A 15,736-nucleotide genomic window follows, 5' to 3' on the forward strand; every position below is an offset into this window, starting at 1 on the left:
GCCGAAGCTTTAGCGGAGGCCGAGCAGCTTGTGCGTCTGCAGCGACAGGCGCCAGCGAGGCCGCGCCATCACCATCGCCATTGCTTCATCGCGGTTCGCATCGGCATGCGGATCATCAAGCGGCTGCAGCAGGAAGTGACGGAAATCCCACTCTTCCATTGCCGCGATGTCACTGCCCGGCTGTGGCCAGACCAGCTTCAACTCGTCACCGCGCCGCTGCACGGTAACGCTACCCGCCTTGGGACTGATGCACACCCAGTCGATGCCCGGGTGCACCGCCAGCGTTCCGTTGCTTTCGATGGCGATAAAGAAGCCGGCGGCGTGCAGTGCGTCGATCAACGCGTCGTCGATCTGCAACATCGGCTCCCCACCGGTGAGAACGACGAAGCGATCTTCCATCCCCTCGCCCCACATCGCGGTTACGGCAGCCACCAGCGCCTCGGCATCAGCGAAGCGGCCGCCACCAAGGCCATGGATGCCCACGAAATCGGTGTCGCAGAAGCGGCAGATCGCGCTCGCCCGATCCTGCTCACGGCCAGACCACAGGTTGCAGCCGGCAAAGCGCACGAACACCGCGCGCCGACCCGCTTGCACGCCTTCACCCTGGAGCGTCAGGAACATTTCCTTGACCGCATAGCTCATGCCGGCGCGATCCGTCAGGGCGCCGGCGGCGTCACGGCATAGACGGTAGGGTCCGAAACCCCGGCGTCCTCAAAGCCTTTGTGGCGGAGACGGCAGCTGTCGCACAGTCCGCAATGAACATCGTTCGGCGCCGGGTCATAACACGACCAGCTAAGTCCAAGATCGAGGCCTAGCCGCGTGCCCTCACGCACGATATCCGCCTTCGTCATGCTCTGCAGCGGGGCCTGGATGCGGAAGGCATTCCCCTCCACGCCTGCCTTGGTGGCGAGTTCCGCCAGCGCCTCGAAGCCGGCGATGAACTCGGGGCGACAATCGGGGTATCCCGAATAATCCAGCGCGTTCACCCCGATGTAGAGTGAGCGCGCACCTGCCGCCTCTGCCCAGGCGAGCGCCAGGCTGAGAAAAACCGTGTTGCGCGCCGGAACATAGGTCACCGGGATATCGCCGCCGACCCCGTCTTTCGGAACGTCGATGTCGGCCGTCAGGGCCGATCCGCCGAAGGCCCGCAGATCAATCGGCAGCACCACGTGCCGGATGGCCCCCAGCACTCGCGCGATCCGGGCGGCAGCCGCCAGTTCGACCTGGTGGCGCTGGTTATAATCGATCGACAGGGCGAGCAGCGGGTGTCCCGCCTCGCGCGCCAAGGCAGCGGATACCATGGAATCGAGGCCCCCGGAGACCAGCGCGACTGCGGGTGGAAGTTGGCTTGTCATGATCGCGCGGCGGCTAGGCGCATTGGGCGCGCGGCGCAAGAAAAAGGGCCGCACCGGCAAACCGGGCGGCCCAGGGTGCCCTTGTGAGGCGAAAAAACTAGGGAGAGAAAGTGCTCGGCTAGAAGCACGCGGCGCATTTAACGCCCAAAGCGTTAACACCGCGCTAATTTTTGGCCGATCGCACGCATATCCCGTCGCGTCTCGCCTCGTAATCCATGTCGAAGGGCGCCCCTTGAGCGAGCCCCTGCGTCTGAATGCGAACGAGCGTCGGACTTTCAGCGGTCAGGGTGGTGCGGCCGTATCCCTGGCCTGCGCAGGTGTAGCTCACGGTTGTCGTACGTTGATCGCTGGAGACGACGAAGCGCGCACATTGTGCCGCGCCGTGATGAACCTGCAGCAGGGACGCGGCATCGGTGACGCAAATCGTCCTTCGTGCGGCGGGCGAACCGATCTCGTGCAGCGTCCAGCTGCCCGGACGCAGCTGATCGAGCAATGCGGGTCGCGCGCCCTGCGCTGCGGCGGCCGCGGCAACGGCAGCCAGCCCGATCGCGGCTAGGTAAGCGAAGCGAAGCATGTCTCTTTCCCTGTCCTCACCGACGCGCGATCCTCAGCGCTCGGCTTGGCGATCCGGCAATAGCATAATCGTTGCGGTTGAAGGACGGCTGTCGACCGTCATGCGACGAGTTCGTCGACCCGAATTGGGAACACGGTCGAGCAGAAAGCGCAATCGACACCGATGACCCCTTCTTCATTGGCCATGGCGCGCTGCTCTTCGGGCGGGAACTTCGCCAGGACCGAGCGGATGTGCTCGATCGTACAGCGGCATCCCTTGACGATGGTCGTCTCCGCGAGGACACGAACCTCTTCCTCTTCGTTGAAAAGTCGCCACACCAGCGTTTCAAGCGGCAGCGTCGGGTCCGCGAGTTCCTCGCTCCCCATCGTGGCGCCAAGGGCTGCGACATGATCCCACTCGGGGTGGTCGAGCTTCGTATGCAGCCGCTCGCGGCCCTCTTCGCCCTCCGGCAAGTGCTGAAGCAGGAGACCACCGGCAACGCACTTACCATCCCGCTTGGCGAACCCGACCTGTACCTGCGTCGGGATCTGCTCGGACTGGGCAAAATAGCTCTGCACAGCGTCGCACAGGCGATCGCCGTCCAGAGGTACGATCCCCTGGTACCGCTCGCCGGTCGCTGCCAAGTCGAAAGTGATCGCCAGGTATGCCTGTCCGAACAGGCCGAAGAGCGTGGGGTCAGCCGGGGCGTCCGCCAGCTTGTCCGGATCGAACTGGACGTAGCCGCGAAGCTCCCCGGCGCGGTAATCGCACACCAGAAGACGCACGACACCATGCTCGCCCTGCGATTGCAGCGTCAGTTGTCCGCCCACATCCTTCAGCGTCGAGCCGACCAGCGCAGTGAGCGTCAGGGCCTCTGCCAGCAGCGACTCAATTGCCGGAGGATAGGCGTGAGCGGCAAGGATTTCGTCCAGCACCGGTCCCAGCCGAACGAGGCGGCCCCGAGCATTCTGATGCGGGATCGTGAATCCGATGGCGCGATCAAAGTCGTGATTGATGAGGTCAGTCATTTCCACCGTGCGGGGCTGAGAAGATGAAGCCCTGTCGTCGCGCCGCGAGCGGCAGGACAGCGGACGGGGATTCGGTCAGGCGCAGATGGGTATCGGGGGCGCTTCGATCAACCGATCTGGCCGAAGCACCAGCGAAGGATAGATTTCTGCGCATGCAGCCGGTTCTCAGCCTCGGCCCAGATCAGCGACTGCGGACCATCGATGACGTCCTCGGTCACCTCTTCGCCACGATGCGCCGGGAGGCAGTGGAGGAACTTCGCGTCGGGCTTGGCGGTGGCCATCAGCGCTGCATCGACCTGGAACGGCATCATGGCCGCGAGCTTCGTGTCGGCGTGCGCCTGACCCATCGAGATCCAGGTGTCGGTGACGACGATATCGGCGCCCTCAACGGCTTCGCGCGCATTGCCCACGACCTTCGCGCGCCCTTTTCCAAGGGCGAGGTCGGAGTCGGATGGCTGGAAGCCCTGCGGGCAGGCGGCGACAACGTCGAACTGCATCAGCCCGGCTGCCTCGACGATCGAGGCAAGCACATTGTTGCCATCGCCGAGCCAGGCGACCTTCAGGCCCGGCAGCGCCTTGCCCTGCTCCAGAACGGTCAGAAGGTCGGCGACGATCTGGCAAGGGTGCGAGGCGTCGGTCAGGCCGTTGATCACCGGAACGCTGGCGTAATGCGCCATTTCCTCGACCTTGGCATGGTCGTCGGTTCGGATCATGATCGCGTCGACATAGCCCGAGAGGACGCGGGCGGTGTCGGCCACGGTTTCGCCGCGACCGAGCTGCATCTGGCCCGCCTCCATCACGATCGACTGGCCGCCGAGCTGGCGGACCGCCATGTCGAACGAGACGCGGGTGCGGGTGGAGTTCTTCTCAAAGATCATCGCCAGGACGTGGCCGGCGAGCGGGGCGTCGGCGTCGACGCGGCCCTTGGTCCAGCCGGCGCGGGCCTTTTTGCGATCGAGCGCGTCCGCGAGGATGGCGGCGAGGCCGTCGGCACCAGCGTCCGACAGGTTCAAGAAATGGCGGGTCACTTCAGCTCCTCCAATGGCCTCATGCGCATCATGGGCGGCCGCTATCCGGCGAACATCGGCCTCAATCGGACTCGCGGCGGCCAGATCCGTCCAAACGGCTCCGGCGCGAGGCGCCGGAGCCCGTTCATCAATCGTCGCTGGCGGGAACGTAGACGCGTGCCGCCTCGCTGAGCTTCTCGATGCACTCGGCGATGTGGCTTTCGTCGATCACCAGCGGCGGCAGGACGCGCACGACATTCTCGCCGGCCGAGACCAGCAGCAGGCCGTGGTTGTCGCGGGCGAATTCGACGAAGCGGCGGCTGTCGCTCTTGAGCTTCAGGCCGAGCATCAGGCCGTGGCCGCGCACGCTGTCGAACAGGTGATCGTAGTTCGGGATCATCTGCTCAAGGGAGGAGCGCAGCCGCTCGCCCATCTGCGTCACCCGATCAAGGAAGCCGTCTTCCAGGATCACGTCGAGCACGGCCTCACCCGCCGCCATCGCGAGCGGGTTGCCGCCATAGGTGGAGCCGTGCGTGCCGATCACCATGCCCTTGGCCGCTTCCTCGGTGGCAAGGCAGGCGCCGAGCGGGAAGCCGCCGCCGATGCCCTTGGCCGAGGCCATGATGTCGGGCGTGATGCCGTAGAGTTCGTGCGCGAACAGCTTGCCGGTGCGGCCATAGCCCGCCTGCACTTCATCGAGCACCAGCAGCAGGCCGTGGTCGTCGCACGCCTTGCGCAAGCCCTTGAGGAATTCCGGCGTCGCGGCGCGGATGCCGCCTTCGCCCTGGATCGGTTCGACCAGGAAGCCGGCGGTATTTTCATCGATCAGCGCCAGTGCGCCTTCGAGATCGTTGAACTCGGCATATTTGAAGCCCGGCAGCAGCGGCTCGAACCCGTCACGCATCTTGGCCTGGTTGGTGGCCGAGATGGTGCCCATGGTGCGGCCGTGGAACGCCATCGAGAAGGTGATGAGGTCGTGGCGCTGCGGATTGCCATTGGCGAAGTGATAGCGGCGCGCGGTCTTGATCGCGCATTCCACCGCCTCTGCGCCCGAGTTGGTGAAGAACACCGTGTCGGCAAAGGTATTGTCGACCAGCCGCTGCGCGAACTGTTCACCCTGCGGGCTGCCGTAGAGGTTGCTGACGTGCATCAGCGTGGCGGCCTGATCGGCGATCGCCTTCACCAGTTTCGGATGGCCATGGCCGAGCGCGTTCACTGCGATGCCGCTGGCGAAATCCAGGAAACGGCGGCCATCCTCGCTGATCAGATGGCACCCCTCGCCTCGCACTGGCCGCACCCCGCAGCGGGGATAAACGGGCATCAGGGCGGTGATCGACACGGGGCGTCTCCTTGAAAGAGCAAGGGCGGCCCAACAGGGACCGCCCTGACGCCCTGATACGGATTCGGTGCCGGGGGCGTCAACACCGTGAAAGGCGTGACGCCATAACCGGCGGATCAGCCCTTCGCCGCGTCCAGCGCCTGCGCCAGATCGGCGAGGATATCGTCGATATGTTCAAGCCCGATCGAGAGGCGGACGTAGCCAGCCGAGACGCCGGTCGCGAACTGTTCCTCCTCCGACAATTGCGAATGGGTGGTGGAGGCGGGATGGATCGCGAGGCTGCGCGCGTCCCCGATGTTGGCGACATGGTAGAACAATTGCAGCGCATCGATGAAGCGCCGGCCGCCATCGCGACCGCTGGCAAGCTCGATGCCGATCAGCCCGCCGAGGCCACCGGTGAGGTAACGATCGGCGCGGGCGCGCTGCTTCCCCTCCTGAACCGAGGGGTGGATGATGCGGGTGACGTCCGAGCAGCCCTTCAGGAAATCGACCACCTTCAGCGCATTGTCGCAGTGGCGCGGCATGCGCAGCGGCAGCGTTTCCAGCCCCTGAAGGATCTGGAAGGCGTTGAACGGCGAGAGCGCGGCGCCGAGATCGCGCAGCAGCACGGTGCGGGCGCGTAGCGCATAAGCGATCGGGCCGAGCGGCTTTGCCGCCTCCGCCCAGACGGCGCCGTGATAGCTGGGATCGGGCGTGTTGAGCAGCGGCTGACGATCAGGATAGGCCGACCAGTCGAAATTGCCGCCGTCGACGATCATGCCGCCGATCGAGGTGCCATGGCCGCCGATGTACTTGGTGGTCGAATAGACGACGATCGCCGCGCCATGATCGAGCGGGCGGGCAAGCAGCGGCGCGGCGGTATTGTCGACGATGAGCGGGATGCCGAGCTCGCGCCCCGCGGCGGCAGTCTCCGCCAGCGGCGAGACGACCAGCTTCGGATTGGGCAAAGTCTCGACATACCAAGCGCGGGTGCGATCGTCGGAGGCAGCGGCGAAGGCGCCCGGATCGCTCGGATCGACGAAACGGGTCTCGATCCCCATGTCGCGCAGCGTGTTGGCGAAGAGATTGTAGGTACCGCCGTAGAGGTCGGTCGCGCTGACGATATTGTCGCCGGCGCGGGCGAGGTTCTGCACCGCATAGGCCGACGCTGCCTGGCCCGAGGCGACCGCGACCGCCGCCGCGCCGCCCTCGATCGCGGCAATCCGCTGTTCGAGGATGTCGGTCGTCGGGTTGCCGATGCGGGTGTAGATGTTGCCGAGTTCCTGCAACGCGAACAGCCCGGCGGCATGGTCGGCATCGCGGAACTGGTAGGAGGTCGTCTGGAAGATCGGCGGGGCCACCGATCCGGTGGCGGGATCCGCGCGCCAACCGGCATGCAGCGCCAGCGTTTCCGGACGGTAATTGGCCTTGCTCACGAACACTCTCCCTTGGCTTGGTTGCGGGCAGGCTATCGCCTCGCGCCCCGATCGCGAACCTAGAAAGGGTTTCGATCCCCCAAGATGGTATCGCCGTGACGCCAGACCGAGTGGCGCGTGCGACGATCCCCCCTTCCCCGGCGATGCCCGGCCGGAGTATCCATGTGTGTTAAGTGATCAACACAGACGAATGGAGCATGTCACATGGCCGGTCCCTGGTCCCATCACGCCCGTACCGGGCTGTCGGACGATATCGATTTCGAGATCAAGGGACAGGAATTGCAGTTCGTCGAGATCGAGCTGGACCCGGGCGAAAGCGCGGTCGCCGAGGCGGGGGCCTTCGTGTGGAAGGATGCCTCGATCGAGATGACCACCGTCTTCGGTGATGGGTCCGGCGGCAGTGATGGCGGGTTCATGGGCAAGCTGCTGGGGGCGGGCAAGCGCCTCGTCACCGGTGAAAGCCTGTTCACCACCGTCTTCACCCATCGCGGATCGGGCAAGGCGCGGGTCGCCTTCGCCAGCCCGACGCCGGGGACGATCCTGCCGATCCGCCTCGCCGACCTGGGCGGCACGCTGATCTGCCAGAAGGACAGCTTCCTTGCGGCGGCGAAGGGCGTGTCGATCGGCGTCGCGTTCCAGCGGCGGATGATGACCGGGCTGTTCGGCGGCGAAGGCTTCATCATGCAGAAGCTGGAGGGCGATGGCTGGGTGTTCGTTCAGATGGGCGGCACGCTGGTGGAGCGCGAGCTTGCCCCCGGCGAGCAATTGCACGTCGATACCGGCTGCCTTGCCGCGTTCACGCCCTCGGTCGATTTCGACCTGGAGATGGTGCGCGGCGTGAAGAGCATGATCTTCGGCGGCGAGGGCATGTTCTATGCGCGGCTGACCGGGCCGGGGAAAGTGTGGGTCCAGTCGCTGCCCTTCGCGCGGCTTGCGGGCCGGATGATGGCCGCAGCGCAGGGCGGCGGCGGCAACCGTGGCGAAGGATCGGCGCTGGGCGGGTTTGGCGATTTCATCGGCGGCAATCGCTAGCCGCGCAACCGGGGCGGCGACCGGCGTCGCCCCGCGATTTTCGGGAGGTAGCCATGCTGGATCATGTGAGCATTGCGGTGGGCGACATGCGGCGCTCGCTTGCCTTCTATGACAAGGCGCTGGCGCCGCTCGGCATCACGCGGGTCATGGTGCAGGGCGGCAGCGAAGAGTTGCCCGACCAGGTGGGCTATGGCGTCGGACCCAAGCCGTTCCTGTGGATCGCCAAGGGACGGGCGATCAGCGGCGCCATCCATATCGCGGTTGCGGCCCCCGACCGGGCCAGCGTTGACGCCTTTCACGCGGCGGCGCTGGCGGCCGGCGGGCAGGACAATGGCGCGCCCGGCCTGCGGCCCCATTACCATCCGGGCTATTACGCTGCCTTCGTGCTCGATCCCGACGGGTGCAATCTGGAGGCCGTCCACCACAGTTTCTGAGGCGTGGCGGGCGGCCCCCGATGCTCAGCCGGCGGCGGCGTCGATCACCGCGGCGGTCATGCGCGAGAGGCAGATGAGCTTGCCCGCATCATCCTCGATCCGGATCGTCCACACCTGAGTCGTGCGGCCGAGCTGCTCCGCCTTTGCGGTGGCGTGGACATAGCCGTCGCGCGCGGCGCGCACGTGATTGGCGTTGATGTCGAGCCCGACGGTCACCTTGCCGTCGGGCACGACCATCGCGCCGGCGACCGACGCCACCGTTTCGGCCAGCACCACCGAGGCGCCGCCGTGGAGGCGGCCGAAGGGCTGATGCACCTTCTTGCCCACCGGCATCCGCGCGCGCAGCCAATCGTCACCGTGATCGGTGAACTCGATCTCCAGCAGCCCGGGAAGGACGCCCTCCCCCAATGTGTTGAGCTGCGCCAGGTCGATCGGGCGGGTCCAGATCGCCATCAGTAGGACCGTCCGATCAGCACACGCTCGACCGCCGGGCCGCCGGTGAAGATGCAAGGCGCGCCGGGGTGGCCGGTCTGTCCCATCGGTGCGTTGCGGATGGTGAGCTTCAGCGCCTTCAGCCGCTCGACCACCTTGTCGAGTTCGGCGCCGGTCGGGCGCGACCAAGCGACGTCGGCCCAGCCGGGTTTCGCCGCGCTGTCGGCGAACATCGCCTCGACGCCGGCCCAGTCGTCGACGGGGCTGATGCTGGCCTTCAGCCGCTCGGACGCCTCCTTGTGGAGCGCGACCTGGATATCCTCGAGCATTGCGCCGGCCTGTTCGACGAACGTGTCCCGCGTGACGATCGCGCTGTCGAGCTTGCCATCCTCGCGATAAAGGCGGTCGCGACGGACGACCGAGACGTTGCCGCCGGCCATGTCGCGTGGGCCGACCTCGACAATGATCGGGGCGCCCTTCTTCACCCAGCCCCAACGCTTCGTCGCGGCCTTGGCGGGCTTCAGGTCGAGCAGCGCGCGGACCGGCTCGCCGAGCGCGGTCTGCTTCGCCAGCGACGCCTGCAGCGCCTTGCAATAATCGACCAGCTCCGCGTCCTCCGGCTTGTCGCGCAGCATGGGGACGATCACGATCTGCCACGGCGCGATGCGCGGCGGCACGCGCAGGCCATCGTCGTCGCCATGCACCATGATGACGCCGCCGATCATTCGGGTCGAGACGCCCCAGCTGGTGGTGTTGGCGAACTCAAGCTCGCCATTCGCATTCTGGAAGCGGATGTTCTGCGCATGGGCGAAATTGGTGCCGAGGAAGTGGCTGGTGCCCGCCTGGAGCGCCTTGCCGTCCTGCATCATCGCCTCGATCGAATAGGTCGCGACGGCGCCGGGGAAACGCTCATTCTCCGGCTTCTCGCCAGCGACGACCGGGAGCGCGAGGCAGTTTTCGGCGAAGTCGCGATAGACCTCGAGCATCTTCAGCGTCTCGTCACGCGCCTCGTCGGCGGTGGCGTGGGCGGTGTGCCCTTCCTGCCAGAGGAATTCGCTGGTGCGCAGGAACATGCGGGTGCGCATTTCCCAGCGGACGACATTGGCCCATTGGTTGATGAGCACCGGGAGATCGCGCCACGACTGGACCCAGCGGGAGAATGCGGTGCCGATCACCGTTTCGCTGGTCGGGCGGACGACCAGCGGCTCCTCCAGCTTGGCCTCGGGATCGGGGGTCAGGCCGCCCTTGCCATCGGCGACGAGGCGGTGGTGGGTGACGACCGCCATCTCCTTCGCGAAGCCTTCGACATGCTCGGCCTCCTTCTCGAAATAGGAGAGCGGGATGAACAGCGGGAAATAGCAATTTTCATGGCCGGTCGCCTTGATGCGATCGTCGAGCAGGCGCTGGATGCGTTCCCAGATGCCATAGCCCCATGGCCGGATGACCATGCAGCCGCGCACGCCCGATTCCTCGGCGAGGTCGGCTTCCGAAATGACGGCCTGGTACCAGGCGGCGAAATCCGCCTCGCGCGTGACGGGGAGTGCATGCTTGATCATTAGGCGCGGATAGCGGCGGTTGGCGCCATGTGCCAGATAGGACGTCTGCTGCCATCCACTGGCTAACCGAAGAGCCGAGGATCTCCCGGAGGCGGCACGGTGACCACTCCAGCTATCATGTGCGCGCGGAAGAACCGCAGTCGGCCGCGATCCTGGTAATCGGCTTCGTGAACCATCCAACCTAGGTCCCGCGTCTCGTTGATGGGCACTCCCTCTTCCGGCGCGGCATCCTCCAGCAATCGTATTTCGCCTGGATACGCCTCTCCTCCTAAGAAAACTGATGCGCCGCTTCGAACTTGACGCCTGAACATCCCTCTATGGCGTTCCGGTTCGTCCAAGGGTCCAGCCTTGGCCGTCAGATCAAAATGGGCGTCGATGAGATAACCGACATCGCGCAAGATGATGGAGCGACGGCGAAGGTGCTCATCTGCAGAGGTGCGGTACTCGCAAACACAGATCGGACGAAGAATGCTGATCGCGTTGATGCCCCAGCGAATTGCCGGTCGCCAATGTACACGATCTAGAACGCCTCGCGTGGCCGAAGGCGTCAGAACGTCGTAGGTGACTTCGTCGCGACGAAACTCCGGTCTTGGAAAACACGCGCTTTCCGCTGTCAGTAACACGCGAACGGCCGTCAGATTCGCCATACGTTCCTTGTATGTTCATATTCGGCAATCGCAAATGGGTGGTTAGTCCGTTCTGGAGCAACATGACGTTGCGACGATTCCGATCCTTAATGGACCCATCTGGATAGCCGCACGGCTTTGATCAGGAGGGTGCTTTGGGCTCAATCAAGATTGCTATAACGGTCAGCGCAGACAGTCAGTTGGCGTATTCAATATGTGTCGCGGCCGGCCCGCAGCCCTCACCCGCTCCAGTCGACGCTCGCAGGACTAGTCACGCTACGCCGAAACCAAAATCCTGCGGTTGCTGGCGGCAATAGAGTTTTCCTAAACAACGATCGTCGCATATGCGCGGGCGCAATGCCCGCGGCCCCTGAGTCTCTTTCAAACGCCATCGGCCTGCGCCTAATTTCTGTTGCGCTCTTTGCGACGATGAACGTCGTGATCAAGCTGGCAGAAGCCGAAGGGGCGGGTCTGGGCGAGATCCTGTTCTGGCGGCAGTTCGGAGCGGCACTGCTGGTTGCGGCGATTGTCGGCACGGGGCCGGGATTCGCCTCGCTCAAGACGCAGCGATTTGGTGCGCATGTGCTGCGCTGCGTGATCGGGCTGACCGCGATGTCGCTCACGTTCTGGACGTTGCTGCTGCTGCCGCTGGCCGAGGCGACGACGCTGGGGTTCTCCATGCCGATCTTCGCGACGATGCTGGGCGCATTGTTGCTGCACGAGGCGACCGGGTGGCGGCGCTGGGCGGCGGTGCTGACGGGGTTCATCGGCGTGCTGATCGTGACGCAGCCAGGCGACGGGCATATTCCGCCGCTGGGGATCATGACCGGGCTGGGCGCGGCGTTCTGCACCGCCTGTATCTCGATCCTGCTGCGGACCATCGGCAAGACCGAATCGGGGCTGACCACCGTCTTCTGGTTTTCCAGCCTGTCGCTGGTGCCGCTATCACTGGTCTATGCCGTGTCGGTGAAGGCGCATCCGCCGCTGGTATGGGTGCTGCTCCTCGCCATCGGCCTGCTCGGCGGCGTGGCGCAGATCGCGATGACGCGGTCGTTGCAGCTGGGCGATGTCAGCCTGGTGGTACCGATGGATTATACTGCGCTGCTCTGGGCGACGCTGTTCGGGTGGGTGGTGTTCGGGATGCTGCCGGTGCCGAGCACCTGGCTGGGCGCGCCGGTGATCATTGCATCGGGCCTCTACATTGTGTGGCGCGAGCATGTGCGGCGGCGGAAGGAGACAAAGGGCGCGATTTCGATGGAGTGACCGCTTGCGAGGACCGCAATGATCGGACACCTAGCCTGACATGCCCTTCCTTGCCCCGCTCGCCCTCGTTGCCGCTGCCACCGCTCCCGCCCCTGCCGCTACCGCCGCCGATGCCGCCTTCGACGCGATCTGGCGCGCGGAATGGGCGTGGCGACAAAGCGAAGGCCTGGCGGATGCCGGGCCGGGCGTGGTCGATGACCGGCTGCCCGACGTTTCAGCGGCAGCGCATGCGAAGCGCCTCGCCTATTGGAAAGGGATTCTGGCAAAGCTCGACGTGGTCGACACCAAGCGGCTGTCGCCCGACACGCTGATCGACTGGCAGGTCTATCGCGCGCAGATCGCCGCGCTGATCGACGAGGAGCAGTTCCGCGAGTGGGAAAAGCCGCTGAACGGCGACAGCGCGTTCTGGAGCGACCTGCATTATACCGCGCGTGGCAGCTTCGCCGGGGGCGAGAAGGATTATCGCCGATACCTGAGCTGGCTGCGCACCATGCCGCGGTACCTGGAGCAGCAGACCGACAATATGCGGCTGGGCCTGAAGCGCGGCTTCACCCCGCCCGCCGTCATCATGCAGGGCCGTGACAAGGCGGTGGAGACGATCGCGACGGCGACCGACCCGACGACGGTGGTCTATTACGAGCCCTTCGCCAAACTGCCGGCGTGGATGCCGGCGGATCGGCGCGCCGCGTTGCAGGCCGAAGCGCGCGCGATCATCGCCGAGCAGATCGTACCCGCGCACAAGACGCTGCTGACGTTCCTGCGCGGCGAATATTTCCCGGGCATGACGAACGAGCTGGCGGCGACGCGTTATGACAATGGCGCGGATTATTACCGCAGCCGGATCCGGGCCTTCACCACGCTGGACATGACGCCCGACGCGATTCACGCGCTGGGGCTGGCCGAGATCGCCAAGATCCGCGGCGAGATGGAGCAGGTGAAGAAGGATGCGAAGTTCGACGGCGACCTGCCGGCGTTCCTGAAGGTCCTGCGCACCGACCCGCAATTCTACCCCAAGACCGCCGACGAGCTGATGAAGGAGGCGGCGTGGCACGCCAAGCGTTTCGACGCGATGGCGGGCAAGTGGTTCGGCCGGCTGCCGCGGCAGCGGTTCGCGATCATCGAGGTTCCGCCCGACATCGCCCCCTTCTACACCGCGGGGCGCGGCGGGCCGGGCACGTATCTGGTCAACACCTATGACCTGCCATCGCGACCGCTGTTCCAGCTCCCGGCGCTGACGCTGCATGAAAGCGCGCCGGGGCATGCATTCCAGATGCCGCTGTCGATCGAGAATACGACGCTGAAGCCGTTCCGGCGCAACAGCTATATCTCGGCATTCGGCGAAGGCTGGGCGCTGTATACCGAGCGGCTGGGCGACGAGATGGGCTTCTATCGCACGCCCTATGAGCGGTTCGGCATGTTGTCGTACCAGGCGTGGCGGGCGGCGCGGCTGGTGATCGACACCGGCATTCACGCCAAGGGATGGACCCGCGCCCAGGCGCTGCAATATTTCCGTGAGAATACCGCGCTGAGCGAGCATGAGATCACCACCGAGGTGGATCGGTACATCGGCTGGCCGGCGCAGGCGCTGAGCTACTACCTCGGGCAGCTCGCCATCCAGCGGACTCGGACCAAGGCGGAGAAGGCACTTGGCGACAAGTTCGACATCCGCAACTTCCACGACATGGTGCTGAGCCTGGGCAGCGTGCCGATCCCGGTGCTGGAAGCGCGCGTCGACCGGTTCATCGCGGAAGGCGGCCCCTCCCCCTATTCCCAGGACGACGCGCCGGTCAGCTGACGAGCAGGCCGAGCCAGGCGAGGTCGAGCAGCAGCGCCGCGGCCAGGACGAGGCTCCATCGATGGGTCGACCGGCCCGTCGATGTGCGCCAGGCCATGACGGTCGCACCGGCGAGGGCACCGACCGCCAGCGCGCTGGGTAGCATGGGTACCAGCCTGATGAGGCCCGGCCGGGCGCCGTCGTCCAGCACGGTCAGATGATAGACGTCGAACCAGAAGGTGACGATCACGATCGCCGCCAGCACCACGAGCGCGGCACCGCCGACGAGGCCGAACAGCCCCGCCAGCGCTGCGCGCGCCCACATTATTCGGCGGCCTCGCTCGTCAGCACCGGCTCCTTCCACACGAGCTTCGGCTTGCGCGCGGCTAGCGTTTCATCGAGGCGGCTGCGCGGCGCGAAGTGCGGCGCGGTCTTGAGGCTGGCGTCGCCCGCCTTCGCGCGCTCTGCCACCGAGCGCAGCGCACCGATGAACTGATCGAGCGCGGCCTTTGACTCCGTTTCCGTCGGCTCGACCAGCATCGCGCCATGGACGACCAGCGGGAAATACATGGTCATCGGATGGAAGCCCTCGTCGATCAGCGCCTTGGCAACGTCGATCGTCGAGAAGCCCTCAGGGAAGCCTTCGTCGGAGAAGATCGCCTCGTGCATGCACGGGCCGGAGAAGGCGAACGGCGCGTCGAGCGTGTCCTCAAGGCTGCGCAGGACGTAGTTCGCGTTGAGCACCGCGTCTTCGGCGACCTGACGCAGACCATCGGCGCCGTGGCTGAGGATGTAGGTGAGAGCGCGGGTGAACATGCCCATCTGGCCGTGGAAGGCCGTCATGCGGCCGAAGCTGTGGAGCTTGCCGCCGAAATGCTCGGCCGAGAATTCCTCCGCACGCTCCTCCTCGATGAGGTGGATGTGACCGTCCTTGGTGCGCGCGGTGTAGGGCAAAGGTGCGAAGGGGCTGAGCGCCTCCGACAGCACGGTCGGGCCCGAGCCCGGGCCGCCGCCGCCGTGGGGGGTGGAGAAGGTCTTGTGCAGGTTGATGTGCATCGCGTCGACGCCAAGGTCGCCCGGACGAACCCGGCCGACGATGGCGTTGAAGTTCGCACCGTCGCAATAAACATACGCGCCCGCCGCATGGACCGCGTCCGAAATCGCCTTCAGATCACGCTCGAACAGGCCGCAGGTGTTCGGATTGGTGATCATCACCGCCGCGACGTCCGGCCCGAGCCGCGCCTTCAGCGCCTCGGTGTCGACGCGCCCCTCGGCGGTGGCGGGAATGTCCTCGACGCTGAAGCCGGCGAACGCCGCGGTCGCGGGGTTGGTGCCGTGCGCGCTTTCGGGCACCAGCACGACCTTGCGGTGACCCTCGCCGCGCTTTTCCAGCGCCGCCTTGATGCACAGGATGCCGCACAGCTCACCATGCGCGCCGGCCTTGGGGCTCATCGCGACGCCATGCATGCCGGTCAGCTCGATCAGCCACATGGCGAGTTCGTTGATGACGCCGAGCGCGCCCTGCACCGTATCGACCGGCTGGAGGGGGTGAACGTCGGCAAAGCCCGGCAGCCGCGCCATCTTCTCGTTCAGGCGCGGATTGTGCTTCATCGTGCACGAGCCGAGCGGGAACAGGCCGAGATCGATGGCGTAATTTTGCCGGCTGAGGCGCGTGTAATGCCGCACCGTCTCCGGCTCGCTGAGGCCGGGCAGGCCGATCGTCGCGGTGCGCGCGAGATTGCCGAGGCGGCTCGTCGTGGTGACGGGCTCCGCCACTTCGACGCCGGTCGTATCGGTCGAACCGATCTCGAAGATCAGCGCTTCCTCAAGCATCAGCGCCTTGTTGCCGGTGAAGGTTGCCGAAGTTGCCGAGCCCTGCTCCGGGCTCGTCGGACGCCAGCCGCTCTGGTTCAAGGCCATGG

Annotated in this window: 16 protein-coding genes; 4 read left to right on the forward strand and 12 right to left on the reverse strand. The window is 65.8% G+C overall.

Annotated elements, in window-relative coordinates; genetic code table 11:
* Positions 1 to 9: 9 nt before the first annotated feature.
* From queE to ACH0AE_RS07425, 7 genes are all read right to left on the reverse strand, one after another.
* Complete coding sequence (gene queE, locus ACH0AE_RS07395; protein WP_294441846.1) at positions 10 to 642, reverse strand: 7-carboxy-7-deazaguanine synthase; 633 nt, start codon at positions 640 to 642, stop codon at positions 10 to 12.
* A gap of 14 nt (positions 643 to 656) precedes the next feature.
* The gene (gene queC / locus ACH0AE_RS07400) at positions 657 to 1,355 is read right to left on the reverse strand and encodes a 7-cyano-7-deazaguanine synthase QueC (RefSeq protein WP_294441845.1); all 699 of its coding nucleotides are present in this window, start codon (positions 1,353 to 1,355) and stop codon (positions 657 to 659) included.
* A 163-nt stretch (positions 1,356 to 1,518) separates the two neighbouring features.
* Positions 1,519 to 1,929 carry a hypothetical protein gene (locus ACH0AE_RS07405; protein ID WP_294441844.1) on the reverse strand — a complete coding sequence of 137 codons (411 nt, stop codon included), beginning with the start codon at positions 1,927 to 1,929 and terminating at the stop codon, positions 1,519 to 1,521.
* 98 nt (positions 1,930 to 2,027) lie between these two features.
* Complete coding sequence (locus ACH0AE_RS07410) at positions 2,028 to 2,936, reverse strand: Hsp33 family molecular chaperone HslO (RefSeq protein ID WP_294441843.1); 909 nt, start codon at positions 2,934 to 2,936, stop codon at positions 2,028 to 2,030.
* 107 nt (positions 2,937 to 3,043) lie between these two features.
* On the reverse strand, positions 3,044 to 3,964 hold the full coding sequence (argF, locus tag ACH0AE_RS07415) for an ornithine carbamoyltransferase (RefSeq protein ID WP_294441842.1): 921 nt from the start codon (positions 3,962 to 3,964) through the stop codon (positions 3,044 to 3,046).
* Positions 3,965 to 4,091: 127 nt separating this feature from the next.
* A complete protein-coding gene (locus ACH0AE_RS07420; RefSeq protein ID WP_406875610.1) occupies positions 4,092 to 5,282 on the reverse strand; it encodes an aspartate aminotransferase family protein in 1,191 nt (396 codons plus the stop codon).
* Positions 5,283 to 5,398: 116 nt separating this feature from the next.
* Positions 5,399 to 6,697, reverse strand: a complete 1,299-nt coding sequence (locus ACH0AE_RS07425; RefSeq protein WP_294441840.1) for an O-acetylhomoserine aminocarboxypropyltransferase/cysteine synthase family protein — start codon at positions 6,695 to 6,697, stop codon at positions 5,399 to 5,401.
* A 204-nt stretch (positions 6,698 to 6,901) separates the two neighbouring features.
* On the opposite strand from ACH0AE_RS07425, the gene ACH0AE_RS07430 reads away from it, so the two are divergent.
* Positions 6,902 to 7,729: a TIGR00266 family protein gene (locus tag ACH0AE_RS07430; RefSeq protein ID WP_046410897.1), complete on the forward strand. Its 828-nt coding sequence runs from the start codon at positions 6,902 to 6,904 to the stop codon at positions 7,727 to 7,729.
* A gap of 53 nt (positions 7,730 to 7,782) precedes the next feature.
* Positions 7,783 to 8,163: a VOC family protein gene (locus ACH0AE_RS07435; RefSeq protein ID WP_136451537.1), complete on the forward strand. Its 381-nt coding sequence runs from the start codon at positions 7,783 to 7,785 to the stop codon at positions 8,161 to 8,163.
* Positions 8,164 to 8,187: 24 nt separating this feature from the next.
* Here the strand turns inward: ACH0AE_RS07435 and ACH0AE_RS07440 are convergent, their stop codons facing one another.
* The 3 genes from ACH0AE_RS07440 to cas5c all read right to left on the reverse strand — a co-directional run bounded on the left by ACH0AE_RS07440 (position 8,188) and on the right by cas5c (position 10,798).
* Entirely contained in the window at positions 8,188 to 8,616 is a 429-nt protein-coding gene (locus ACH0AE_RS07440) for a hotdog fold thioesterase (protein ID WP_294441839.1), read from the reverse strand.
* Complete coding sequence (gene proS, locus ACH0AE_RS07445) at positions 8,616 to 10,151, reverse strand: proline--tRNA ligase (RefSeq protein WP_294441838.1); 1,536 nt, start codon at positions 10,149 to 10,151, stop codon at positions 8,616 to 8,618. Before proS ends, ACH0AE_RS07440 begins: the two co-directional genes overlap by 1 nt.
* A gap of 62 nt (positions 10,152 to 10,213) precedes the next feature.
* A complete protein-coding gene (gene cas5c / locus ACH0AE_RS07450) occupies positions 10,214 to 10,798 on the reverse strand; it encodes a type I-C CRISPR-associated protein Cas5c (RefSeq protein ID WP_294441837.1) in 585 nt (194 codons plus the stop codon).
* Positions 10,799 to 11,134: 336 nt separating this feature from the next.
* Between cas5c and ACH0AE_RS07455 the strand changes: the two genes are divergently transcribed.
* Together ACH0AE_RS07455 and ACH0AE_RS07460 are read left to right on the forward strand one after the other, a co-directional pair.
* The gene (locus ACH0AE_RS07455; RefSeq protein ID WP_294441836.1) at positions 11,135 to 12,040 is read left to right on the forward strand and encodes a DMT family transporter; all 906 of its coding nucleotides are present in this window, start codon (positions 11,135 to 11,137) and stop codon (positions 12,038 to 12,040) included.
* Positions 12,041 to 12,080: 40 nt separating this feature from the next.
* Complete coding sequence (locus ACH0AE_RS07460) at positions 12,081 to 13,835, forward strand: DUF885 family protein (protein WP_294441835.1); 1,755 nt, start codon at positions 12,081 to 12,083, stop codon at positions 13,833 to 13,835.
* Here the strand turns inward: ACH0AE_RS07460 and ACH0AE_RS07465 are convergent.
* Together ACH0AE_RS07465 and gcvPB are read right to left on the reverse strand one after the other, a co-directional pair.
* Positions 13,828 to 14,139, reverse strand: a complete 312-nt coding sequence (locus ACH0AE_RS07465; protein ID WP_294441834.1) for a hypothetical protein — start codon at positions 14,137 to 14,139, stop codon at positions 13,828 to 13,830. The two genes, ACH0AE_RS07460 and ACH0AE_RS07465, sit on opposite strands and share 8 nt — an antisense overlap.
* Entirely contained in the window at positions 14,139 to 15,734 is a 1,596-nt protein-coding gene (gcvPB, locus tag ACH0AE_RS07470) for an aminomethyl-transferring glycine dehydrogenase subunit GcvPB (RefSeq protein ID WP_294441833.1), read from the reverse strand. Before gcvPB ends, ACH0AE_RS07465 begins: the two co-directional genes overlap by 1 nt.
* Positions 15,735 to 15,736: the final 2 nt, after the last annotated feature.

Origin of the sequence: Sphingomonas sp. 179-A 2A2 NHS (assembly GCF_045371305.1) — a bacterium.
Lineage (GTDB): Bacteria > Pseudomonadota > Alphaproteobacteria > Sphingomonadales > Sphingomonadaceae > Sphingomonas.

What these genes read in the sequence shown, in the direction of transcription:
- queE (WP_294441846.1), bottom strand. Translation starts at nt 642, where the DNA reads ATGAGCTATGCGGTCAAGGAAATGTTCCTGACGCTCCAGGGTGAAGGC.
- queC (WP_294441845.1), bottom strand. Translation starts at nt 1,355, where the DNA reads ATGACAAGCCAACTTCCACCCGCAGTCGCGCTGGTCTCCGGGGGCCTC.
- ACH0AE_RS07405 (WP_294441844.1), bottom strand. Translation starts at nt 1,929, where the DNA reads ATGCTTCGCTTCGCTTACCTAGCCGCGATCGGGCTGGCTGCCGTTGCC.
- ACH0AE_RS07410 (WP_294441843.1), bottom strand. Translation starts at nt 2,936, where the DNA reads ATGACTGACCTCATCAATCACGACTTTGATCGCGCCATCGGATTCACG.
- ACH0AE_RS07430 (WP_046410897.1), top strand. Translation starts at nt 6,902, where the DNA reads ATGGCCGGTCCCTGGTCCCATCACGCCCGTACCGGGCTGTCGGACGAT.
- ACH0AE_RS07435 (WP_136451537.1), top strand. Translation starts at nt 7,783, where the DNA reads ATGCTGGATCATGTGAGCATTGCGGTGGGCGACATGCGGCGCTCGCTT.
- ACH0AE_RS07440 (WP_294441839.1), bottom strand. Translation starts at nt 8,616, where the DNA reads ATGGCGATCTGGACCCGCCCGATCGACCTGGCGCAGCTCAACACATTG.
- proS (WP_294441838.1), bottom strand. Translation starts at nt 10,151, where the DNA reads ATGATCAAGCATGCACTCCCCGTCACGCGCGAGGCGGATTTCGCCGCC.
- cas5c (WP_294441837.1), bottom strand. Translation starts at nt 10,798, where the DNA reads ATGGCGAATCTGACGGCCGTTCGCGTGTTACTGACAGCGGAAAGCGCG.
- ACH0AE_RS07455 (WP_294441836.1), top strand. Translation starts at nt 11,135, where the DNA reads ATGCCCGCGGCCCCTGAGTCTCTTTCAAACGCCATCGGCCTGCGCCTA.
- ACH0AE_RS07460 (WP_294441835.1), top strand. Translation starts at nt 12,081, where the DNA reads ATGCCCTTCCTTGCCCCGCTCGCCCTCGTTGCCGCTGCCACCGCTCCC.
- ACH0AE_RS07465 (WP_294441834.1), bottom strand. Translation starts at nt 14,139, where the DNA reads ATGTGGGCGCGCGCAGCGCTGGCGGGGCTGTTCGGCCTCGTCGGCGGT.
- gcvPB (WP_294441833.1), bottom strand. Translation starts at nt 15,734, where the DNA reads ATGGCCTTGAACCAGAGCGGCTGGCGTCCGACGAGCCCGGAGCAGGGC.